At 44.6% G+C, this 24058-nt stretch carries 20 protein-coding genes and 1 pseudogene; 13 read left to right on the top strand and 8 right to left on the bottom strand.

Annotation, left to right across the window (positions count from 1 at the left end):
- Positions 1–8 precede the first annotated feature (8 nt).
- The gene (locus ACTQWB_RS08365) at positions 9–1835 is read left to right on the top strand and encodes an ABC transporter ATP-binding protein (protein ID WP_441501477.1); all 1827 of its coding nucleotides are present in this window, start codon (positions 9–11) and stop codon (positions 1833–1835) included.
- Entirely contained in the window at positions 1826–3655 is a 1830-nt protein-coding gene (locus ACTQWB_RS08360) for an ABC transporter ATP-binding protein (protein ID WP_441501478.1), read from the top strand. The genes ACTQWB_RS08365 and ACTQWB_RS08360 overlap by 10 nt, the downstream gene beginning before the upstream one ends.
- Here ACTQWB_RS08360 and ACTQWB_RS08355 read toward each other — a convergent pair.
- Positions 3649–3720 (bottom strand): annotated as a pseudogene (locus ACTQWB_RS08355) (hypothetical protein); the annotation flags it as partial. The gene ACTQWB_RS08360 and the pseudogene ACTQWB_RS08355 overlap by 7 nt on opposite strands.
- 474 nt (positions 3721–4194) lie before the next feature.
- Here ACTQWB_RS08355 and ACTQWB_RS08350 point away from each other — a divergent pair.
- Entirely contained in the window at positions 4195–4692 is a 498-nt protein-coding gene (locus ACTQWB_RS08350; protein ID WP_441501479.1) for a TRAP transporter small permease, read from the top strand.
- Positions 4693–8007, top strand: a complete 3315-nt coding sequence (locus ACTQWB_RS08345; protein WP_441501480.1) for a TRAP transporter large permease subunit — start codon at positions 4693–4695, stop codon at positions 8005–8007.
- A gap of 1 nt (position 8008) precedes the next feature.
- Here ACTQWB_RS08345 and ACTQWB_RS08340 read toward each other — a convergent pair whose 3' ends face one another.
- Entirely contained in the window at positions 8009–8227 is a 219-nt protein-coding gene (locus ACTQWB_RS08340; protein WP_441514606.1) for a DUF6783 domain-containing protein, read from the bottom strand.
- Positions 8214–8807, bottom strand: a complete 594-nt coding sequence (locus tag ACTQWB_RS08335) for a LysE family transporter (RefSeq protein WP_441501482.1) — start codon at positions 8805–8807, stop codon at positions 8214–8216. Before ACTQWB_RS08335 ends, ACTQWB_RS08340 begins: the two co-directional genes overlap by 14 nt.
- Positions 8808–9129: 322 nt before the next feature.
- Between ACTQWB_RS08335 and pap the strand changes: the two genes are divergently transcribed.
- Positions 9130–10599, top strand: coding sequence for a polyphosphate:AMP phosphotransferase (pap, locus tag ACTQWB_RS08330; protein WP_441501483.1), 1470 nt, complete (start codon positions 9130–9132; stop codon positions 10597–10599).
- Between the two features lie 299 nt (positions 10600–10898).
- Here pap and sigG read toward each other — a convergent pair whose 3' ends face one another.
- Together sigG and ACTQWB_RS08320 are read right to left on the bottom strand one after the other, a co-directional pair.
- Complete coding sequence (gene sigG, locus ACTQWB_RS08325; RefSeq protein WP_441501484.1) at positions 10899–11678, bottom strand: RNA polymerase sporulation sigma factor SigG; 780 nt, start codon at positions 11676–11678, stop codon at positions 10899–10901.
- Between the two features lie 357 nt (positions 11679–12035).
- Complete coding sequence (locus ACTQWB_RS08320; RefSeq protein WP_441501485.1) at positions 12036–12293, bottom strand: PRC-barrel domain-containing protein; 258 nt, start codon at positions 12291–12293, stop codon at positions 12036–12038.
- Positions 12294–12447: 154 nt separating this feature from the next.
- Between ACTQWB_RS08320 and nrdR the strand changes: the two genes are divergently transcribed.
- The gene (gene nrdR, locus ACTQWB_RS08315; RefSeq protein ID WP_441501486.1) at positions 12448–12897 is read left to right on the top strand and encodes a transcriptional regulator NrdR; all 450 of its coding nucleotides are present in this window, start codon (positions 12448–12450) and stop codon (positions 12895–12897) included.
- A gap of 94 nt (positions 12898–12991) precedes the next feature.
- Here nrdR and ACTQWB_RS08310 read toward each other — a convergent pair whose 3' ends face one another.
- Both ACTQWB_RS08310 and gdhA read right to left on the bottom strand, forming a co-directional pair.
- The gene (locus tag ACTQWB_RS08310; protein WP_441501487.1) at positions 12992–14326 is read right to left on the bottom strand and encodes a sodium-dependent transporter; all 1335 of its coding nucleotides are present in this window, start codon (positions 14324–14326) and stop codon (positions 12992–12994) included.
- 174 nt (positions 14327–14500) lie between these two features.
- Entirely contained in the window at positions 14501–15835 is a 1335-nt protein-coding gene (gene gdhA / locus ACTQWB_RS08305; RefSeq protein WP_441501488.1) for an NADP-specific glutamate dehydrogenase, read from the bottom strand.
- A gap of 295 nt (positions 15836–16130) precedes the next feature.
- Here gdhA and ACTQWB_RS08300 point away from each other — a divergent pair, with 295 nt between their 5' ends.
- The 6 genes from ACTQWB_RS08300 to efp all read left to right on the top strand — a co-directional run bounded on the left by ACTQWB_RS08300 (position 16131) and on the right by efp (position 21536).
- Positions 16131–17348 carry an aminotransferase class I/II-fold pyridoxal phosphate-dependent enzyme gene (locus tag ACTQWB_RS08300; RefSeq protein WP_441501489.1) on the top strand — a complete coding sequence of 406 codons (1218 nt, stop codon included), beginning with the start codon at positions 16131–16133 and terminating at the stop codon, positions 17346–17348.
- A 218-nt stretch (positions 17349–17566) separates the two neighbouring features.
- Positions 17567–18931, top strand: coding sequence for a citrate/2-methylcitrate synthase (locus ACTQWB_RS08295; protein WP_441501490.1), 1365 nt, complete (start codon positions 17567–17569; stop codon positions 18929–18931).
- 1 nt (position 18932) lies between these two features.
- Positions 18933–19793 (top strand): patatin-like phospholipase family protein, encoded by an 861-nt coding sequence (locus ACTQWB_RS08290; protein ID WP_441501491.1) that lies wholly within the window; start codon positions 18933–18935, stop codon positions 19791–19793.
- A gap of 18 nt (positions 19794–19811) precedes the next feature.
- The gene (locus tag ACTQWB_RS08285; protein WP_441501492.1) at positions 19812–20315 is read left to right on the top strand and encodes a YqeG family HAD IIIA-type phosphatase; all 504 of its coding nucleotides are present in this window, start codon (positions 19812–19814) and stop codon (positions 20313–20315) included.
- Positions 20312–20815, top strand: coding sequence for a shikimate kinase (locus ACTQWB_RS08280; protein ID WP_441501493.1), 504 nt, complete (start codon positions 20312–20314; stop codon positions 20813–20815). The genes ACTQWB_RS08285 and ACTQWB_RS08280 overlap by 4 nt, the downstream gene beginning before the upstream one ends.
- A gap of 163 nt (positions 20816–20978) precedes the next feature.
- The gene (gene efp, locus ACTQWB_RS08275) at positions 20979–21536 is read left to right on the top strand and encodes an elongation factor P (protein WP_441501494.1); all 558 of its coding nucleotides are present in this window, start codon (positions 20979–20981) and stop codon (positions 21534–21536) included.
- A gap of 59 nt (positions 21537–21595) precedes the next feature.
- Here the strand turns inward: efp and ACTQWB_RS08270 are convergent, their stop codons facing one another.
- Complete coding sequence (locus tag ACTQWB_RS08270) at positions 21596–22429, bottom strand: deoxyribonuclease IV (RefSeq protein WP_441501495.1); 834 nt, start codon at positions 22427–22429, stop codon at positions 21596–21598.
- Between the two features lie 183 nt (positions 22430–22612).
- Between ACTQWB_RS08270 and ACTQWB_RS08265 the strand changes: the two genes are divergently transcribed.
- Complete coding sequence (locus ACTQWB_RS08265) at positions 22613–23986, top strand: sodium-dependent transporter (protein ID WP_441501496.1); 1374 nt, start codon at positions 22613–22615, stop codon at positions 23984–23986.
- Positions 23987–24058: the final 72 nt, after the last annotated feature.

Genomic DNA, 24058 nt, shown 5'->3' with positions numbered 1-24058 from the left:
GAGAATATATGGAAACGAAAAAGAAAAATGAGAAATTCCGGATCATTTTCCGATTTCTGAAGGGAAATATTCGGTTCTTTGTTGGGACACTTGTATTTTCGATATTGTTTACCGCCTGTAATGCGCTGATTCCACAGATCGTAAAATACACGGCAGACCATATTCTGGTGATGGACGGAATTCCAGAAGGCCTGGATGTACGGCAGACATTGCTGCTTGCAGCTCTTCTGGTGGCAGCATCGGCAGTTCTTTCAGGGGTCCTTAATTATCTGAGTAAAATGTGCCTTTCAAAAGGCTCTGAGAATTTTCTGAAATCCATCCGTGATACTTTGTATCATCATGTCCAGCATCTGCCATTTTCCTGGCATGTGAAGCATCAGACTGGGGAGATCATCCAGAGATGCACCTCTGATGTGGAGGTGATCCGCACCTTTGTGTGCAGACAGCTGCCAGAGGTATTTCGGATCTGCTTTCTTATTGTGCTGTATCTTGGAATCATGTTTTCTATGAATGTACAGGTAACCTTGGCGGCGGCAGTCTTTTTCCCGGTTATCATCGGTTATTCCTGTTATTTTTATTCCAGGATCGGGAAGCGGTTTCAGGATGCAGATGAGGCTGAAGGGGCACTTTCCAGTACGGTTCAGGAGAATCTCACTGGTGTTCGTGTGGTACGTGCGTTTGGCAGGGAAAAATACGAGATTGACCGTTTCGACCAGAAGAATAACGCGTACTCTGACTTGTGGGTATATCTTGGAAAGCTGATGAGTGTTTATTGGGCGTCGGGAGATCTGATCACCAATCTTCAGGTGCTGACCGTTATGGTAATGGGTGTGATCTTCGCCGTACAGGGACGGATCACACTGGGAGAATTTATGGCTTTTATTTCCTATAATGCGTCACTGACCTGGCCGGTGAGAAGTCTGGGAAGGATTATCTCGGACATGAGTAAAGCTGGCGTTTCCATGGAACGTGTGGCTTATATTCTGCAGGCCAGGGAAGAGGACTTTGACGAAAATAAGGGCTACGAAGAAGAGGACTGTACAGGAAAGAAAAAGCCGGCGGTGGATGGTGATATCTGCTTTCAGAACGTTTCTTTTGCTTATTCCCCGGAGCATCCGGTTCTGCACAATATCAATTTTACCATCCCGGCAGGAAGTACTTTTGCAATTCTTGGTACGACCGGAAGCGGAAAATCCACTCTGGTCCATTTACTGAACCGGTTGTATGATCTGCCGGAAAATTGCGGAACGATTACCATTGGCGGCACAGATATCCGGGAGATTGACCGACAGTATCTGCGGCAAAATATAGGAATGGTATTGCAGGAGCCATTCCTGTTTTCCAGAACCATCCGTGAAAATATCGGAATCACCAGGGAAAAGCTGCGAGATGAGGAGATTCGCCATGCGGCAGGGATTGCCTGTGTAGATGAGGCAATCGGGCATTTTGCAGACGGATATGATACCATTGTGGGAGAACGGGGTGTAACCTTATCCGGTGGACAGAAGCAGAGGGTGGCAATCGCCAGAATGCTGATGAAGGAGGCACCGATCCTGGTATTTGATGATTCCCTTTCAGCCGTGGATACGGAGACTGATAATAAGATCCGTAAACAACTGAAAAAAGAGATGGAGAAAGCAACTGTGATCATGATTTCCCATCGGATTACGTCTCTTATGCAGGCAGACTGTATTCTGGTAATGGACAAAGGGGAAATCCAGCAGATGGGTACCCATGAGGAACTGATCCATCAGGAAGGCCCGTATAAGGATATTTATGAGATACAGATGAACAGCGATATCCGCCTCATGGAAGGAGGGACAGCATGCAGATAGAAGAAAAAGAATATACGAAATCCATTGATTTTTCCATCTGGAAAAAGATTTTCCCGTTTCTCGCCCCACGGAAAAATGTTCTGGTCATGGTGGTGGTAATGAATCTGCTCTGTTCAGCCGTGGATATTATCATGCCCTTGTTTCAGCGGCAGGCAATTGCTTCCTTTATTTCCAGGAATACGCTGGAAGGGCTTGGTGGATTTATCTGTCTTTACATAGCGGTGATCGTTTTCCAGATGTGGACGGTCATTTGTTTTACCAGAGGCTGTATGAAAATTGACGTAGAGACAGGGCGGGATATGAAAAGAGCCTTGTTCGTCCATCTGCAGAAGCTGTCATTTTCCTATTATAATACAACTCCAGTTGGATATATTTTGTCCAGGGTGATGAATGACGTGGCAAAGATTACTGAATTGGTTGCCTGGGATGTGATCGATATGCTGTGGGCAATCTGCTATGTGCTTGGGGTATTTGTGGCAATGCTGTTTCTTAACTGGAAGCTGGCACTTGTGATCATGCTGATCGTTCCGGCCATTGCCGTGCTTACCTGGTATTTCCAGAATAAGATCCTTACATGGAACCGGCAGGTGCGGAAAATCAATTCCAAGATCACAAGCGGTTATAACGAAGGAATCATGGGTGCGAAAACAGTGAAATCCCTGGTGGTGGAGGACAAAAATTTCCGTGAATTTCAGGCTGTGACAGAGGAAATGCGAAGTGCCTCCATTAAGGCTGCCAGACTGAATGCCATTTATGTGCCGATGGTGGTGTTCTTTGGCTCACTTGCAACTGCCCTTGTACTGGACAGAGGTGGAGTCATGGTTCTGAATGGAGCTCTGGATATTGGAACCCTTGCCGCTTTTACGGCTTATGCAGTAGGTATTTTTGAACCGATCCAGAGACTTGCCGGAATTTTGTCTGAGTGCATTTCAGCCCAGGCAAATATCGAGCGTGTGACTTCGCTTCTGGAGGAAGAACCGCAGGTAGTGGATTCCCCGGAAGTGCTGGAAAAGTATGGGGATTTCTTTCATCCCCATAAGGAGAACTGGGAGGCGGTCAAAGGTGATATTGAATTTGAAAATGTATCATTCCAGTATCCGGATGGAAAAGAAGAGGTGCTAAGTAATTTCAGTCTGAAAATTCCGGCAGGAACCAATGTGGCTATTGTAGGAGAGACTGGTGCAGGGAAAAGTACCCTGGTTAATCTGGCCTGTCGTTTTTTTGAACCTACGAAGGGGCGTATTCTGATCGATGGCAGGGATTACCGGGAGCGAAGCCAGCTGTGGCTGCACAGCAATATCGGTTATGTGCTTCAGAATCCCCATCTGTTTTCCGGAACGGTAATGGAAAATATCCGCTATGGAAGGCTGGATGCTACAGATGAGGAGGTAAAAGCTGCTGCAAAGGCAGTTCACGCAGATGAAGTGGCAATGAAGCTGGACAAAGGTTACGACAGTGATGTGGGAGAGGGCGGTGACCGTCTTTCCACTGGAGAAAAGCAGCTGTTATCCTTTGCCCGCGCGGTACTGGCTGATCCGGCTATTTTTGTCCTGGACGAGGCAACCTCCTCTATTGATACCAAGACGGAGCAGCTGATCCAGCAGGCAACGGATAAGCTTTTGAAGGGAAGAACTTCATTTCTGATCGCCCATAGGTTATCCACAATCCGCAATGCTGACCTGATCCTGGTCGTCCGGGATGGAAAAATCGTGGAGCAGGGAAAACATCTGGAGCTTCTTAACGAAAAAGGGTATTATTACCAGCTGGTAAGACAGCAGTTTGCAGACGAAGAAGAGCGGAAGGTGCTGGAGCGTGTTTGAAAAATCATTCCTGCAATCTGCAAGCCCCTACTTCGCGGTATATTTTGTATCACCACGAAAAACATTTGTCTGCCAGCGAGAAAAATAATGCATAGAAATTGTATAATTATACTTGACTTCCAAAAACTTTGGTAGTAAAATGACTTCAGTTCGTTAAACAACTAAATTTCAAAAAGGATCAAATTCCTTGAAGGGAATAAGTAGAAGCAGAGATACCTTGTCTACAGAGAACTGCGTTGGTGGGAAGCAGTGTCAGGCCTGTTTTGAAGATCATCCCCGAGAAGGGAAGCCGAACGCTTTTCTGAGGAAGCAGCTGCTGGTGACAGAGCAGACTGTAAAGTGTCAAGTAGGTTTCCACGGTTGTTCCCCGTTATCGGAATCGCGTATGTCGGTACGTTGTCTTTTCGTACTTGTTTCAAAGGAGAAACAGGGTGGTTGCGGTCTATTATGGTCCGTCCCTAGCTCAGGGGCGGACCTTTTCTATGCTTCCGTATCACGAAAGACGAAAACCTGACAAGTAACCCAAAGGAGGAGAGAGCATGAAAGTCTTCAAAAAAATCATGAATGCAGTGGCAGCAGTAGAAAATATCATTCTTGTTGTATCTACCCTGCTGATACTGGTCCTGACTGTGGGAAACGTATTTTCCCGTAAAGTCATCCATCGTTCCTGGTCCTTTACCGAGGAACTTGTGGTTGCAGTCTTTGTACTGATCACTTTAATGGCTGCAGCACTTGCATGTAGAGAAGGAGAGCTGGTCAACCTGTCACTTGTTACAGACCGTCTCCCGGAGAAACTGAAAAAACCATCTGTTATCCTTACCACTGTACTTTGCATTATTTTTACAGCCATCTTATTCTGGTTTGGCATGGAAAAAGTAATCACACAGCTGGAAAACGGAAAACGTACCTTCGTGCTGAACTGGCCGGAGTGGATTTTCTGGTCCTTTGTACCGATCGGATCTGGATGCATGATTTTGCATTTTATTGAATACTGTCTTGATTATTGTACTGGAAATATTAAAAAGGAGGATAAATAAATGATAAGTGCAGTTCTTTTTATCTCATTTTTTATTTTCCTGATCATGGGTGTTCCCATTGCAATCTGTCTGGGACTTTCTTCCGTATGTGCGATCCTGTACTCCGGAACATCCCTTACTATCGTTGCAACCAACATGTATGCCGGAATCAGTAAATTCCTGCTCCTGGCTATCCCGTTTTTCGTACTTTCCGGAAATATCATGGCAAAAGCCGGAATTTCCAAAAGACTTGTAAAATTCGTAGATACCTGTGTGGGACATAGAAGAGGTGGTATCGCTATCGTATGCGTTATCGTAGCCTGCTTCTTCGGTGCCATTTCCGGATCCGGCCCTGCTACTGTAGCAGCGCTTGGTGCAGTTCTGGTACCTGCAATGGTAGAAAGAGGAGGCTTCAGTGCTCCGTTCTCCACGGCACTTATGGCGACGTCAAGTTCCATCGCCATTGTCATACCACCTAGTATTGCATTCGTTGTATATGCTTCCATCACTGGCGTATCCATCGCAGATATGTTCATGGCAGGTATTGTACCTGGAATTCTCATGGGTGTTGCCCTTGTGATCGTGGTTATGGTAGAAGCCAGAAGAAAAGGTATCCAGCCGGCACAGAAGAAAGCCACTGCAAAAGAACGCTGGGATGCATTTAAAGATGCATTCTGGGGATTTTTGATGCCGATAATCATTCTTGGCGGTATTTACGGCGGTATCTTTACACCTACCGAGGCAGCAGCTGTATCCGTTGTATATGGTCTCTTTGTAGGTATGGTGATCTACCGTGAGGTAAAACTGAAAGATCTGTTTGACCTTTGTGTGGATTCTGCAAAAACAACCGGTGGAATCATGCTGATCGTAGCATGTGCTTCCCTGTTTTCCTATGTATGTACCAAATTTGGTATTGCAGATGCAGCTTCTGAATTACTTGGAAGTATTGCACATAACCAGTTTACCTTCCTTCTGATCGTAAACATTATTTTCCTGATCGCAGGCTGCTTCATTGATGCAAACTCTGCAATGTACATTTTCATTCCGGTAATGCTTCCGGTATGCAAAGCACTTGGATATGATGTGGTTGCATTTGGTGTTATGGCAACTGTAAACCTTGCAATCGGACAGGTAACTCCTCCTGTTGGTGTCAATCTGTTTGTTGCCATCGGAATCAAGATCAAAAAAGGTATGGAGGTTACCCTTCAGGAGATTTCCAAAGCGGTTATGCCAATGCTGGCAGCTTGTATCGCAGTTCTTCTTGTTGTAACCTACATTCCGGTTACTTCAACAGCCCTTCCAAGAGCTCTTGCAAAGAACGGTTCTTATTCTGGTGACCCGGGAAGCGACAGCAGTTCTACAGCTGCTTCTGAAGCAGGAAACGAGGAGCATTCCTTTAATGAGATCGCAGATTACAGCGACCTTGGCTGGGAAGAAACTACCTGGAACTTTGCATGCTCCACAACAGAAACCTCTACCTGGGCAGACGGCGGACGTAAGTTCGGTGAGCTGATGGAAAAAGCAACAGGTGGAAAAGTAAAAGTAAACGTATATGCAGCAGATCAGCTGACAAATGGAAACCAGTCCGAGGGAATCCAGGCATTGATGAATGGAGACCCGGTACAGATTTCCATGCATTCCAACCTGATCTATTCTGCATTTGACCCAAGATTTAATGTAGTATCCCTGCCGTTCATCTATGATTCTGTGGAAGATGCAGATGCCAAGTTTGACGGCGCGGCAGGCGATAAGATGAAAGAAATCCTCAGTGAATATGGACTGCACTGTATGGGAATTGCCGAAAACGGTTTCCGCGAGCTTACCAACAGTGTCCGCGAAGTAAAATCTGTGGATGATATGAAAAACCTGAAGATCCGTGTTGCAGGTTCCAACCTTCTTATGGAATGCTATAAGAGATGGGGCGCAGATGCAACCAACATGAACTGGTCCGAGACCTATACGGCGCTTCAGCAGAATACGGTTGAGGGACAGGAGAATCCGCTTCCTGCAATTGATGCAGCCAGCGTACAGGAAGTTCAGCCATATTGCTCCATGTGGGATGCAATCTATGACTGTCTGTTCTTCTGCATCAATCAGGAAATCTATGACGGACTGACATCTGAGCAGCAGGCTGTTGTAGACGAAGCAGGTCAGAAAGCGGTAGAGTATGAGCGTTACATCAACCGTTCTGGTGATGAAGAGATCATGAGCCGCTGGGAAGAGAAAAATGGTGTTACTTTCACAAAGAAAGAAGATATGGATATTGATTCTTTCAAAGAAGCTGTTGATGGTGTAGATGAGTGGTTCATCGAAGAACTGAAATCCCAGGGATATGATGACGCAGAGGAACTGGTAGAGGCATTTACCGGAATCGGCGATTACAGCGACCTTGGCTGGGAAGAGACCACCTGGAACTTTGCATGCTCCACAACAGAAACTTCCACCTGGGCAGAAGGTGGACGTAAGTTCGGCGAGCTGATGGAAAAAGCAACAGGCGGAAAAGTAAAGGTAAATGTATATGCAGCAGACCAGCTGACAAATGGAAACCAGTCTGAAGGAATCCAGGCACTGATGAACGGAGACCCGGTACAGATTTCCATGCATTCCAACCTGATCTATTCTGCATTTGACCCGAGATTTAATGTAGTATCCCTGCCGTTTATCTATGATTCTGTGGAAGATGCAGATGCCAAGTTTGACGGCGCGGCAGGCGATAAGATGAAAGAAATCCTCGGTGAATACGGACTGCACTGCATGGGTATTGCCGAAAATGGTTTCCGTGAGCTTACCAACAGTGTCCGCGAAGTAAAATCTGTGGATGATATGAAAAACCTGAAGATCCGTGTTGCAGGTTCCAACCTTCTTATGGAATGCTATAAGAGATGGGGCGCAGATGCAACAAACATGAACTGGTCCGAGACCTATACCGCGCTTCAGCAGAACACCGTTGAGGGTGAGGAAAATCCTCTTCCAGCAATCGATGCAGCCAGCGTACAGGAGGTTCAGCCATATTGCTCCATGTGGGATGCAATCTATGACTGTCTGTTCTTCTGTATTAACCAGGATGTTTATGACGGACTGACCGAAGAGCAGCAGGCGGTTGTAGACAAAGCCGGAAGAATGGCAGTTGAATACCAGCGTTACATCAACCGCTCCGGTGATACAGAAATCATGAACCGCTGGGAAGAGAAAAACGGCGTAACCTTTACAGCGAAAGAGGATATGGATATTGATTCCTTCAAGGAGGCTGTAGACGGTGTAGATCAGTGGTTTGTAGAAGAACTGAAAAACCAGGGCTATGACGACGGTCAGGAACTGGTAGACGTTTTTAAATAAGTTATACAGCACCATAAATGAAACACCTCATAGGATGCGAAGAAATGCATCTTATGAGGTGTTTTTTCGCAAATATTCTAGAGCGTGTTTGAAAAATCATTCCTGCAATCTGCACACCCAACTTGGCGGTATATTTGTCCTCTTTCAGTGGTGTAGTCCGAGTCTGCGAATTATGAAGCTGTCTGATGAAAGTGTGTAGAAAAAAGTTATAGAAGTCCAACAATTCTTAAGGAGCACCATACCAGTAACAATGCCATAACTCCATTCATCAGCTTATAATGTCCGTTGTAAAATCTTTTCAGGGTATTTCCGGCAAAGGCCCAGATCAGATTCCCAAGGGCGCCAAGAAACATAAGGTACACAGCAAAGCAAAAAAGTACAGGTGCATTGGTTTCGTATGGAAGAATATACGAAGAAAACATGGTCAGGCCATAGATGATGATTTTCACATTTACCAGCTGCAGGAAAAAGCCCATGATCCATGTGGGCTTTTTATTTGCGGTATGTTCAGATGGCGGGAGTCTTCGCCAGGTCTGCCAGGCCAGATAAAGCACGTAGGCGGCGCCGAGATATTTCATAACCGGCTGGATTCCGGGAATGATTTTCCCCAGAGTGCTGCAAAACAATCCGGACAGGCACATCAGGGTAAGGGAACCGCTCCAGATCCCGGTCATAAACCGGAGGTTTCCGGAAATGCCATATTTGCTTGCTGTGGAAAGCAGCAGAATGTTGTTGGGTCCTGGTGACCATACAGTCAGGATGGCAGAAAGTGTCATTTCGATAAAAACGGATAAGGGCAAGAGATAATCCTCCTTTATAATAAACTCGTAACAGTTCGGAGTTTATCGATTTTTGTACATGGCAGCGTCTGCGTAAACACGCTCTAGTATGATAGCACGAAAATAATAGCTTGTATATACGAAAGTGCAAGGCTGCCTGTGGATAGTAATCCAATGCAAGCACTATTTGGTTAAATATTTGTAAAATTCATGCAAAATAGGAATAACTATGCTATAATACAGAAAAAATAGAGACAAAAGGAAAAAAATCATTTTTTTAGCTGCGCTATAGGAGTAGATAAAGCAGCGAAAAGATAATCATATAGGCGAGGAGGATTTGGTAATGTTAAAAACCTGGATACCAGAAGAAATTCCTGAAAAAGAAGAATTGAAAAAGCGAATCAAAGAGGCAGGAGAGAAATTGTACCAGCAGCAGATGAAGCTGAAAGAGCATAAACTGCCAGTGCTTGTATTATTTGAAGGCTGGGGTGCTTCGGGTAAGGGAAGTACCATTGGAAGAGTGATCAAATACATTGACCCGCGTTTCTTTAAGGTGGCAACCATGTCGAAGCCTACAGAAGATGATCTGCGCCGACCGTTTTTGTACCGGTATTTTAAAGAAATTCCAGAAGCGGGTAAATTTACCTTCCTGGATTCCGGCTGGATGGAGCAGACCTGCAAGGACTGTCTGGGTGGTCTGGAAGAAGAAGCGTATCTCCAGAGGATTGACAGTATTAGGCGTTTTGAGCGGCAGTTGACCGATAATGGTTATCTGGTACTGAAATTTTTCATGCAGATTGATAAAAAAGAACAGACGAAACGTATGGAAAATCTGAATAAAGAGCATGACACCAGGTGGCGTGTGGATGAATTCGACAAATGGCAGAATGAGCATTATAAACGTTGTCAGAAGATTTTTGACAGATACCTTACAGACACCAACAGCTCAATTGCCCCGTGGTATATCGTGGACGCGAAGGAGCGCAGCTGGGCAGAACTGCAGGTACTTGAGACAATGGTTAACAATATTGAGGTAGCTCTGCAGAACAGCGCGCATAGTGCCCCACTTCTTCCTAATGTTTTTCCTCTTGTAAAAATGCCCAGGCTTTCTGAAATAGAGCTGGCAGATAAAATAATCGAAGAAGAGGAATATAAGAAGGAATTAAAGCATCTTCAGAAGAAACTGGGAGAACTCCACAACCGTCTTTACCGCAAACGTGTGCCTGTGATCATTACCTATGAAGGCTGGGACGCAGCGGGAAAGGGTGGCAACATCAAGCGAATTACAGAGGCACTGGATCCCCGTGGTTTTGAAGTCCATCCGATTGCCAGCCCGGAGCCTCATGAGAAAGCCCGCCATTACCTCTGGCGTTTCTGGACCAGACTACCTAAGGACGGTCATATCGCTATTTTTGACCGGACCTGGTATGGCCGTGTTATGGTAGAACGCCTGGAAGGTTTCTGTAGTGAAAATGACTGGAAACGTGCGTACAATGAGATCAATGAATTCGAAAAAGAATTGTCTGACTGGGGCGCTGTGATCATCAAATTCTGGGTTCAGATTGACAAGGACACTCAGCTTGCCCGTTTTACAGATCGTCAGAATAATCCGGAAAAGCAGTGGAAGATTACAGATGAAGACTGGCGCAACAGAGAAAAGTGGGACGCATACGAGGGCGCCGTCAATGAAATGCTGTCAAAGACCAGTACGGCGTATGCGCCGTGGCATATTCTGGAATCGGTGGATAAGAAGTATGCGCGGATTAAGGCGCTGAAGATCGTGATCAGGGAGTTGGAGAAGGCGCTGGAGTAAAACGCCTTGTGATAAATGATATTGCTATTTAATATGCTGAGAAACCGCGGTTCTAACCAGTTGTCGATAACCAGCGGTTTGGCAATGTATATTCACGTAGCCGTGCATTTCAGGAGCGGTTTTAGTGGAGGCGAGATCCATGACTTACGGAGACTTGACGCGAAGGCTCTCCTGAGCGTCTTAGTCGTAGTTAGTCATTAGCTTGCCGGAACGTTGCTCCGCACGGCGGTGAATATACATTGCCAGACTGCGTCCGGGAATCGACCCCCAGCACATTAAACAGCAAAACAGAGGGAATATCACGCCCGCAGATAATTCCGCATAACCTTCAGCGCATTCTTTTCCAGCCGGCTGACCTGTGCCTGGGAAATACCAATTTCCTCGGCTACCTCCATCTGGGTCTTACCCTCATAGAAACGCAGATCAATAATATGCCGCTCCCGCTTATTCAGCCGGTTGATCGCCTCCCTGAGAGAAAGATTCTCCACCCATGTCTCCTCCTTATTCTTCTTATCACTGATCTGATCCATCACATAAAGGGTATCTCCGCCTTCCGTGTAGACAGGTTCAAAAAGACTGACCGGGTTCTGGATGGCATCCATGGCATAGACGATCATTTCCTTTTCAATGCCGATCTCACTGGCAATTTCCGCAATTGTTGGTTCTCTTAAGTTTGTTTTCATGTAAGTTTCTTTCGCATAAATAGCCCGGTAAGCAATATCACGGAGAGAACGGCTTACCCGGATGCTGTTGTTATCCCTGAGATAGCGGCGGATCTCGCCAATGATCATAGGTACTGCGTAAGTGGAAAATTTCACATTTAATGTAGTGTCAAAATTGTCAATTGCTTTTATAAGGCCAATGCAGCCAATCTGAAAAAGGTCATCCATATTTTCATTACTGCTGGAAAAACGTTTGATCACGCTTAGAACCAGCCGCAGATTTCCTTTGATGTAAAGTTCACGGGCTTCTTCGTCACCCTGCTTGATCCTGCGAAAAAGCTCCTCTTTTTCTTCTGCTTTTAATACCGGAAGCTTCGATGTATTAACTCCGCAAATTTCAACTTTGTTAAGTGCCATTTTGTGAATCCTCCTTTTGTGCATAAGCAATCAAATGATGTAATAAAATGATTCTCATGCTGGAGGATAAATATTCTTTTTTCGGGAAAATTAAAAAAATAATGCCCCTTGACAATTTACTATGAAAGTCCTGTGCGGCAGCCATGAATTCACCATGCTTGCATGGTGGATTTATGGATATCGCACAGGCTAGACTGTATGAGTAAGTAGGGCGATAGCCCGGATTACGAATACAGTCGGCGATTGTGGGAGCGCCAAGGGGCGCGGAACAATCGACTTTCATTCATGGTGATGTCTGCGTAAGCAGACATGTCCGTTTACTATGAAAGTCCTGTGCAGCAGCCATGTCCGTTTAGTTTAATCCTTTTTGCAGCAATGCTTTTCGTCAATTTCCACCAGGATAATATCATCCCCGATCTGACGGATACAGTTCCAAGGAATGATATATTCGCTGTTTGCGCCCCAGAAACAGAAGCAGAAGCTCCCGGGACCTGGAACTATAAGGGCTGTGATACAGCCGGTTTCACAGTTGAATTCCACATCTACCGGGCAGCCAAGGGTGCGGCAGGTACAGATATTGATCACTTCTTTTTGTTTTAATTCGCAGATACGCATGAAAAATACCTGTTTTTTATGAGATTATGCAAAAATTCTGAAAATATTCATAGAGTTTATTGACACACTTTCTGGTGTTAAAGTATAATAAAAAAAGAAATTCAGTCCGTTTTATTACGCTTGAGGGGTACCACAAGGAAGGGGAATAAATGATATGAGATGTCCATATTGTAATCAGGATAATACAAGGGTAGTAGATTCCAGACCGGTAGAAGAGACGAATTCCATAAGGCGCAGACGTATGTGTGATTCCTGCGGAAGGAGATTTACTACCTATGAAAATGTAGAAACGATTCCGCTGACCGTGATCAAGAAGAATTTAAACAGAGAACAATATGACCGGAATAAACTGATCAATGGAGTGCGCCGTGCCTGCTACAAGCGTCCTATTGCCAGTGACAAGCTAGAAGCTATGATCGATACTATAGAAGGTGATATACTTAGTACAGAGGACAAGGAAATCTCCAGCACTAAGATTGGAGAGATTGTCATGAGCCATTTGAAGGATCTGGACTCGGTTGCATATGTGCGTTTTGCATCTGTGTACCGGGAATTTAAGGATGTGAGCACTTTTATGGATGAACTGAAGAAATTTTTAAACTGAGAGATTTCCAGCTTTAAACAAAGAAAACTCCCCGTCGTAATGCGGGGAGTTTTTTGCGGGCAGAGAAGCCTGCAAAGTAAGATCCTTTTTATAATTATCGCCAATGAAAAGTAGCCATTCCGTAAATATAGATAAATGCAACTACTCCTGGAAGCACAAACCGGAAAAATGGTTTCATCCAGGCCTGAATTTTAAGTCCTTTGCCTGTATTGGCCTCTTTGAGGAAGTTTTCCCATCCCCAGCCAAATTTATTACAGCAGAACAGGGCTAGAATAAGGGAGCCAAGAGGCAGCACATTGTTGGAGACAATGAAATCCCAGAAATCCAGCCACGTTGTACCTGCTGCGAATGGCTGGAAATGAAGTACGCTGTAGCCAAGTGCAGTAGTAAGGGCCAGAAGAAAAATACCAGTGCCACAGATCAGACTTCCTTTTGGACGGGACCAGCCTGTAAGCTCACGGACCATGGCAAGGATGTTTTCGCATACTCCAAGAACTGTTGACAGAGCTGCAAATACCATAAACAAAAAGAACAGGGAACCCCAGATCCGTCCTCCTGGCATATTGTTGAAAACAGCAGCCATGGTATCAAACAGAAGGCTTGGTCCGGCGGTTACTTCCAGATCATAGGTAAAGCAGGCTGGGAAAATAATGATCCCTGCCAGGATGGCAACAAGGGTATCAAGGGTAATGACATGAACTGCCTCGCCCATTAAGGAACGCTCCTTGCCAATGTAGCTGCCGAAAATGGCCATGCCGCCCATACCGGTTGATAAAGTGAAGAATGCCTGGTTCATAGCGCCAACAACTACGGAACCATTGATCTTGGAAAAATCCGGTTTGAGGTAAAATTGCATTCCCTTTGCGGCACCGCCAAGGAGAAGGCTATGTACAGCCAGTGCAAACATCAGTACCAGTAATGCTGACATCATATACTTGGTGACCCGTTCCAGTCCTCCCTGAAGATTAAAGGAGAGAATGAAAAAGGCGATAACAAGTGTGATCAAAAGAAATAATACATTTACAGATGGGGATGCTATCATGGATGCAAAGCCAAGTGTAGCGTTATTGCCGGTGAGAAAGCGGACAAAATAATAGATGATCCATCCGCATACTACGGTGTAAAAAGCCATCAGTGCAATATTGCCGATGAGGCAGAACCAGCCGAAAATCCCCCATTTCTGGCCAGGCTTTTCCAATTTGCGGTACATAAAAAGGGGGCTGACCTGTGCAGCTCTTCCAATGGAAAATTCAAGGACAAGAGCAGGAATGCCCAGAATGACAAGACAAAGGATGTAGACCAGCATAAAGCTTCCGCCTCCATTCTGGCCGCACATCCATGGAAATTTCCATACATTTCCACAGCCAATGGCACAGCCTGCAGAAAGCATGATAAAGCCTAAACGGCTTCCAAGTTGTTCACGTTTCATAAGAAAATAGTTCCTTCCGTAGTTATAATGCCTGCAAAAAGCAGTATATCGATAACGGTTATTATACAGTATTTACAGAATTCTGAAAAGAGGTTATTCAAAATAAAAAGGACAAACCCAAATGAGCTTGTCCTTTTTGTATAATTTCAACAATTCAGAATTCGAAATGCTAAATTAGCAGATACCCTGAGCTTTCATAGCATCTACAACTTTCTCGAATCCAGCGATGTTAGCACCAGCAACATAGTTGTCTTCCATGCCGTAACGCTTAGCTGCATCATCAGCTTTGTGGAAGATGTCTACCATGATTCCGTGAAGCTTCTCATCAACTTCCTCTGCAGTCCAGGAAAGTCTCATGGAGTTCTGGCTCATCTCAAGAGCAGAAGTAGCAACACCACCAGCGTTAGCTGCTTTACCAGGCATGAACAGGACACCGTTCTCCTGCAGGTAAGTTGTAGCATCAAGAGTAGTAGGCATGTTAGCACCTTCAACTACATATTTGCAGCCGTTTGCAACAAGTGTCTTAGCACCATCAAGTGCAAGCTCATTCTGGGTAGCACATGGAAGGTAAACATCACATTTAATGTTCCAGATTCCGGTACCCTCTGTATAAGTAGCACCCTCAACGCGATCAGCGTACTCTTTGATACGTCCACGTTTTACTTCTTTGATATCCTTTACGATGTCAAGCTTGATTCCCTCTGGATCATATACATATCCGTTGGAGTCACACATAGCAACAACCTTGCCGCCAAGCTGCTGTGCTTTCTCAACTGCGTAGATAGCAACATTTCCGGATCCTGTTACGATGAAGGTCTTTCCATCGATAGAATCATTATGTGCTTTCATGATCTCGTCAAGCATGTAAACAACACCATATCCGGTAGCCTGTGTACGGATCAGGGATCCACCATAGGTAAGTCCTTTACCTGTAAGAACACCCTCATATAATCCGCGGATTCTCTTGTACTGTCCGAATAAATAACCGATTTCACGTCCGCCTACACCGATATCTCCAGCAGGAACATCAGTATCAGCACCGATATATTTGGAGAGCTCTGTCATAAAGCTCTGGCAGAATGCCATAACCTCTCTGTCAGATTTGCCCTTCGGGTCAAAGTTGGAACCACCTTTACCACCACCGATCGGAAGTCCGGTAAGGGAGTTCTTAAATGTCTGCTCAAAGCCAAGGAATTTTAAGATACCCTGGTTTACTGATGGATGGAAACGAAGACCACCCTTGTAAGGTCCGATAGCACTGTTGAACTGTACACGATAGCCCTTGTTAACCTGAACAACACCCTTATCATCTACCCACGGAACACGGAAGGAAATGATTCTTTCCGGCTCAACAAGACGTTCCAGAAGGGACATGCTGCGGTATTCTTCTTCATTTTTGTCGATTACGACCTTCAGGGAATCCAGAACTTCTTTTACTGCCTGATGGAACTCCGGCTCGCCAGGATTCTGTGCTACGACTCTTTCATATACTTCTTCAGTGTAAGACATTGTAATTCCTCCTCATCCTGAGTAAAATTTTTTCAACGACGCTATTATACACTAAAGTGTTAAAAAAGAAAAGAGTTTTTTTCGGATTTCCAAAAATTTCATAGGGGCTTGCGAAAATCTGCCAAATATGAGATGATAGATGACAAGAAATATGTTATGCCATCACAAATATCGAGAGGAAGTCTGTTACCGGACAGGGGGCAGACAGCAGAGCTTTTTTCAGACAGGCTCTGTGGCATTCCTGATGTAGCAGACAGATCAGGCATACATAGAAAGATGAGGAGTGACAAGAATAATGAAAACATTCGAGAAATCCAGCAAACTGGACAACGTACTTTATGATGTGCGGGGACCGGTTGTGGATGAAGCAGCCAGAATGGAAGAAGATGGAATGGAGATCCTGAAGCTGAATATCGGTAACCCATATCCATTTGGTTTTTCAGCACCACAGGAGGTTATCCTGGACATGCTGAGCAATATCCGTACTTCCCAGGGGTATTCTGATTCCAAGGGAATCTTTTCCGCAAGGAAGGCAATCATGCAGTATGCACAGCTTCGTGGTATCCCAGGAGTTACCATGAGTGATATCTACACAGGTAATGGTGTCAGTGAGCTGATCAACCTTTGCATGCAGGCCCTTCTTGACAATGGGGACGAGATCCTGATCCCGGCACCGGATTATCCTTTGTGGACAGCGACAGCGACTCTGGCAGGTGGAAATGTAGTTCATTATATCTGCGATGAGCAGTCAGAGTGGTATCCGGATATTGAGGATATTAAGAGTAAGATCACAGATAAGACCAAGGCGATCGTTATCATTAACCCGAATAACCCTACAGGTGCAGTATATCCGAAGGAAATTCTGGAGCAGATCGTGCAGATCGCGCGCGAGCATGAGCTGATCATTTTCTCCGATGAGATTTATGACCGTCTGATCATGGATGGATACAAGCATACATCCATCGCTTCCCTGGCTCCGGATGTATTCTGTGTTACTTTCTCCGGACTTTCCAAGTCCCATATGATCGCAGGCTTCCGTATTGGCTGGATGATCTTAAGCGGCGCCAAGAATAAGGCGAAGGGATATATAGAGGGTATCAATATGCTTTCTTCCATGCGTCTTTGCTCCAATGTGCCGGCACAGTCTATTGTACAGACAGCCCTTGGAGGCTACCAGAGTGTAAATGAATACATTCAGCCGGGTGGAAGAGTATATGAGCAGAGAGATTTCATATATAAGGCCCTGAATGATATTCCGGGAATCAGCGCCGTGAAGCCGAAGGCTGCGTTCTACATTTTCCCGAAGATTGATACAGAGAAATTCAATATTTACAATGATGAGCAGTTTGCCCTTGATTTCCTTCATGAGAAACAGGTACTTCTGGTACCAGGCAAGGGATTCAACTGGAATTCTCCAGACCACTTCCGTGTGGTATACCTGCCGAATGTAAGACAGCTGGAGAAAGCAATGGATAAGATGAAAGATTTCCTGTCCACTTATAAGCAGCGATAAGGAAAGAAGATAAGTGGTTATGGTTTCATAAGTGAACAGTAACACAAAGATAAACACAGACAGAAAAATGTCTATAGATTTTGAAACAAGTATAATGTTATACTATATTCTACGTAGCAGATAGAATATAGCGGTCACAGATTATCCATACAGCAATATCAGATTGAGGGAGGAACGGATTATCGGACAGTTAAAAAAGAGAAAGGGGTTTTATTTGAATGGCAGGATTTAACATGAAAGTAACACCAGAAATAGAGAACCTGACGGAGATCTGTAAGGATCATTCCAGCCTGGATCTGTCTCTTTACCAGAAATATGATGTAAAGCGGGGACTCCGTGATATTAATGGTAAGGGCGTTCTGGCCGGGCTGACGCAGATTTCCAATGTGTGTGCCACAAAAGTAGTTGACGGTAAGGAAGTGCCTTGTGCGGGCAGTCTTTCTTATAGAGGATATGACATTAAGGAGCTTACCAGGGGATTTATTGAAGATGACCGATTTGGCTTTGAAGAGACCACCTATCTTTTATTATTTGGGAAACTTCCCAATCAGACAGAACTGGAAGAATTCAGTAAGCTATTGGCGAACCAGCGTTGTCTCCCCACTAATTTTGTAAGGGACGTTATCATGAAAGCTCCGTCTAAGGACATTATGAATGCCCTGTCCAGAAGTGTACTCACACTTTACTGTTATGACAAGGAGCCGGATGACATTTCCCTGCCTAATGTATTGAGACAGTGTCTGAATCTGATCAGTGTATTTCCTCTCTTGTCCGTTTACGGATATCAGGCTTATAATCATTATGTCTGCGGCAAGAGCCTTTATATTCATAATCCGAAGAAGGAGCTTTCCACAGCAGAGAATATCCTTCGCATGCTTCGCCCGGATAAGAAATATACCCATCTGGAAGCGAAGATCCTGGATCTTGCCCTGATCCTTCATATGGAGCATGGTGGTGGTAATAACTCTACATTTACTACCCATGTGGTTTCCTCTTCCGGAACAGATACCTATTCTGCCATTGCAGCGGCTCTTGGTTCCCTGAAGGGACCGAAGCACGGTGGTGCCAATATCAAGGTTGTAAGCATGTTCCAGGATCTGAAGAAGAATGTAAAGGATATTTCAGATGAAGAGGAAGTCAGAGAATACCTGAAGAAGCTTCTTCATAAAGAAGCCTTTGACAAAAGAGGTCTTATATATGGTATGGGACATGCCATATATTCTGTTTCTGACCCGAGAGCCCAGGTCCTTAAGGGATTTGTGGAGACTCTGGCGAAGGAAAAGGGCCGTATGAAAGAATACAATCTTTACGCAATGGTAGAGAAGATGGCACCAGAGGTAATCGCCGAGGAACGCCATATTTACAAAGGTGTCAGCGCCAATGTGGATTTTTACAGTGGCTTTGTTTACAGCATGCTGGATCTGCCCCTTGAGCTGTACACCCCGATATTTGCAGTGGCACGTATTGTGGGCTGGAGTGCGCACCGTATGGAAGAGCTGATCAATACAGATAAGATCATCCGTCCGGCTTATAAGAATGTGCTTGCTCCGGCAGCATATGTACCGCTTAAGGAGCGTGAATAAAATGACAGTACAGACATCCTCTTCCCTGGTCCTGGAGGGCGGTGGAAGCAGAGGAGTATTTACAGCTGGGGTACTGGATTTTCTTATGGAGCAGCAGGTGAAATTCCCATATGTTGTAGGGGTTTCTGCAGGCTCCTGTAATGCCCTCGATTATGTTTCCTGGCAGCCTGGGCGCACCAGGGACTGTATGATCATAGAAGATAAAAAGAACAGTTATATTGGTACGAAGGAAGCCCTTAAGAAGCATCAGCTCTTTGATATGGATATGCTGTTTGATAAATATCCCAATGAATTATTTCCATTTGATTTTGATACTTTTTTCCAGTCTGAAGCTGAGTGTGAAATGGTGGTAACCAATTGCCTTACCGGAGATGCCGAATATATGACTGAGAAGCATGACAGGAAGCGTCTGATGGATATCGGACGTGCTTCTTCCAGCATTCCCATTGCCAGCCCTATGGTGGAGATTGATGGGGTTCCCTATCTGGATGGGGGGATTGCGGATTCCATTCCGCTGATCCATGCAATGGAGAAGGGATACCGTAAGAATGTAGTGATCCTCACCAGGAATAAAGGCTACCGTAAGAAAAAGCCTGGAAAGAGCACTCCTCTTTACGTGGCTGCATTCCGTCATTATCCGGAATTTTTGAATACTCTGTACAATCGTTACCGCAACTATAACCGGACTCTTGAGCTTCTGGAAAAATGGGAGCAGGAGGGACATATTTTCGTCATCCGTCCGGAAGAGCCTACAGTGGGACGTGCTGAGGCAGATAAAGAGAAGCTGATGGAGTTCTATCAGCATGGCTACGATGTAATGAAGGATCATTATGAAGAGTTAGTGGCTTATTTGAATTCTTAAGTTAAAGGATGTAACAGAATGTTTGAACGCTTTTTTCCAGATGAGTATCTGGATTCAGCATATGTAGTAAATTATGAAAAGTTATACCAGGAGGGATACAGGGGGATTTTGTTTGATATAGACAATACCCTGGTTCCTCATGGAGCACCGGCAGATGAAGAAGCCATCCGGCTTTTTAGGAAGCTTCGGGATATTGGTTTTTCCTGTTGCCTGGTGTCCAACAACAAGAAAAAAAGGGTAGAACCTTTTGCCACTTCCGTAGGCGCCCAGTTTATTGAAATGGCTGCCAAGCCATCCAGAAAAGGCTACGAACGGGCTATGAAGCGGCTTGGAACAAACAAAGGGAATACGGTCTTTATCGGAGACCAGCTTTTTACCGATATATGGGGGGCTAAGAATGCCGGTCTTCGCAATATTCTGGTAAAGCCGATCAATCCCAAGGAAGAGATCCAGATCGTTCTGAAGCGTTATCTGGAGAAAATCGTATTACATTTTTATACCAAGGAGGAGAGGAATTCATGAACCATATTGTGGTTATCGGATTTATGGGTTCTGGCAAGACAAGAGTGGGGAAACGTCTGTCCAGTGACCTGGGACTGACATTTGTAGATGTGGACAAAGTAATCGTTAAGAAGATGAATATGTCTGTGAAAGAGATTTTCCAGAGATTTGGAGAGCCATATTACCGTGCATTGGAGACTATGACTGTAAAAGCACTGATCGATGACAAGGAAAGAAAAGTAATTTCCCTTGGCGCCGGTCTTCCAATCCAGGAACAGAATGAGAAATATATCAAGCAGCTGGGCACCGTTGTTTACCTGAAAGGATCCGCAGAGACTTTCCGTAAGAGGCTGGAAGGCAATAGCAACCCGCTTCTGGAAGGGGAGAACCAGGATGAGAAGATCAAGAAGCTTTTGAAACAGAGAGACCCGGTTTACCACAAATTCGCAGATATTGAGGTTGTGACAGGTGTGAAGCCTTTCGAAGAACTGATCGGGGAAATTGAAAGTCAGTTGAAATAAGCTGGTTAGTCCTGCAAAACAGAACTGTTTGTGGGAAAGATGATTGTAATAAACGTGAAAAATAGGAAAAAATTGTGCTTGAAGAAAAAAAGTAGTTGAAAAAATGGTACATATATTATAGAATATTTCTAGTCATAAGCACTATAAGGAGGAAAAATTAATTATGATTTCAGCAGGTGATTTCAGAAACGGTGTCACAGTAGAAATTGATGGCAACGTTTGTCAGATCGTAGAATTCCAGCATGTTAAGCCGGGTAAGGGAGCTGCTTTCGTTAGAACCAAATACAAAAATATTATCACAGGATCCGTGTTAGAGAAATCTTTCCGTCCTACAGAGAAATTCCCGACAGCTCGTATCGAGCGTGTAGATATGCAGTATCTGTACAATGATGGTGGATTATACTACTTCATGAACGTAGAGACATTTGACCAGATCGGTCTTACCGAGGATCAGGTTGGCGATTCTCTTAAATTCGTTAAAGAGAACGAGATGGTTAAGATCTGTTCCCATAATGGCAATGTATTTGCTATCGAGCCACCGTTATTCGTTGAGCTTGTAGTTACAGAGACAGAGCCAGGTTTCGCTGGAAATACAGCACAGGGTGCTACCAAACCGGCTATCGTTGAGACTGGTGCACAGGTTATGGTTCCACTGTTTGTTAACCAGGGCGACAAGCTGAAAATCGATACCAGAACAGGTGAATATCTGTCCCGAGTATAATGTGTCATATATAAAAGTGCCATCGGCGTATGCCGGTGGCACTTTTTGCATGAAGATATTTAATTTATATACTTCTCGCGCAGCAAAGCGATCTCTTTTGCCCATCCCTCGTCATCATTGGGCGTTTCCAAAATAAATGGTTTCCCATCCAGCGCCGGATGACGGATCACACGAACCAGTGCATCCAGGCCGATTTGTCCCTCACCGATTCTGGCATGGCGGTCTTTGTGGCTTCCAAGCCCGTTAAGGCTGTCGTTCAGATGAATTGCTTTTAAATGTTCAAGCCCGATCACGCGGTCAAACTGATCCAGCACACCATCCAGGTCATTGACAATATCATAACCACCATCCCATACATGACAGGTATCCAGGCAGATTCCAAGCTTTTCTTTTCTTTGTACCTGATCCATAATAGCACGAAGCTCTTCAAAGCAGCTTCCCACTTCAGAACCCTTTCCGGACATTGTTTCCAGAAGAACGGTAGTTGTCTGGCTGCTGGTAAGCACTGCATTTAATACTTCTGCGATTTTCCGGATTCCAGTTTCTACGCCCTGTCCCACATGACTTCCCGGATGAAAATTATAGTAATTTCCGGGCGTGAATTCCATACGCTTCAGGTCATCTGCAAATGTCTCTCTTGCAAAAACACGAAGGTTTTCTTTTGCAGCGCAGGCATTTAAAGTGTAAGGTGCATGGGCTACGAGTTTTCCAAAGTTATGTTCCGTCGCAAGTTCCAGAAATTCTGCTACATCAGCGGGATCAATGGCCTTGGCATTTCCGCCTCTTGGATTTCTGGTAAAAAAGGCAAATGTGTTACCCCCATTTCTGATCATCTGGCGGCCCATAGCTGCATAACCCTTCGATGAAGAAGTGTGATTTCCGATATATAGCATAGTGTTCTTCCTTTCTTTCAAATATGCTCTAATAGTATTTTTTATTGTATCATTTTACCTGCCTTTTTCAAGATATTTATTGACGAAAACCGCTTTTCTTCTTATACTATTGAAAGGTGCATGCTTCTGTAAAAATACCTGGTTTTACAGAGCTCAGCTATATAAAAAAGGAAGGAAAGCAATATGAAAGAACGTGAAAAATTTTCATCCCGGCTTGGATTTATCCTTATCTCTGCCGGCTGCGCCATTGGAATCGGAAATGTATGGCGCTTCCCTTACATCACAGGCCAGTATGGAGGTGCAGCCTTTGTACTGATTTATCTATTATTCCTGGTAATCCTTGGATTGCCGATCATGGTTATGGAATTTGCAGTAGGACGTGCAAGCCGTAAATCAGCAGCCAGAAGTTTCCATCTTCTTGAGCCAAAGGGTACCAAATGGCATCTTTACAGCTACGGGGCAATGCTCGGCAACTATATGCTGATGATGTTTTATACCACTGTTGGCGGCTGGATGCTGGCTTATTTTTTCAAAATGGCAAGCGGTACATTTACGGGGCTGGATACAGAAGCTGTAGGAAATGTATTTAACACCTTGCTTTCCAATCCGGGAGAAATGACTTTCTGGATGGTAATTGTAACAGCTTTTGGTTTTGGAACCTGCTGCATGGGGCTTCAGAAGGGCGTGGAGCGTATCACAAAGGTTATGATGGTGTGTCTTCTTACCATTATGGTTGTTCTTTGTATTAAAAGCTGCACTTTGCCAAGCGCTATTGAAGGTATCAAATTCTACCTTCTTCCTGATTTTGGACGTTTGAAAGAGAACGGACTTCTTTCGGGTATTTATGCCGCTATGGGTCAGGCATTCTTTACCTTGAGTCTTGGAATCGGCGCTATGGCTATATTTGGAAGCTATATTGACAAGGACCGCAGTCTTATGGGTGAATCCATCCAGATCGGTATTCTGGATACTTTTGTAGCACTGATGGCTGGTCTGATTATTTTCCCGGCATGTTTTGCCTATAATGTAAGCCCTACACAGGGAGTGGGTCTTGTATTTGTAACCCTTCCAAATATGTTCAACCAGATGATGGGGGGACGTTTCTGGGGAGCATTGTTCTTTATTTTCATGACATTTGCAGCTCTTTCTACGATCATTGCGGTATTTGAGAATATCCTGAGTTTTGCAATGGATTTGTGGGGATGGAGCCGTAAAAAGGCTGTTGCAGTAAATGGTATTGCTATTTTTGTTTTATCTATGCCATGTGTACTGGGATTTAATGTATGGAGTGGAATTCAGCCTCTTGGCGCGGGAAGCACGATCCAGGATCTGGAGGATTTCATTATTTCCAACAACCTTCTTCCACTGGGAAGCCTTGTTTATCTGTTGTTCTGTGTTACACGTTATGGATGGGGATGGGATAATTTCATTAAAGAAGCTGATGCTGGAAACGGTATCAAATTCCCGAAATGGGCACGCCCATATCTTACATATGTATTGCCGCTTATTGTATTGCTGATTTTTGTGATGGGCTATTATGATAAGTTCTTTAGATAAAATTTTATGATACCAGGGTCACAAGGTCAAAAAGCTGTTCGTGCTTGCACGATAAAGCTTTTGATCTTGTGA

This window comes from Blautia sp. HCP3S3_H10_2 (assembly GCF_052122375.1).
GTDB lineage: Bacteria > Bacillota > Clostridia > Lachnospirales > Lachnospiraceae > Blautia_A.
The sequence above is the reverse complement of the archived record's forward strand: the minus strand, read 5'-3'. Positions and strand labels throughout refer to the sequence as shown.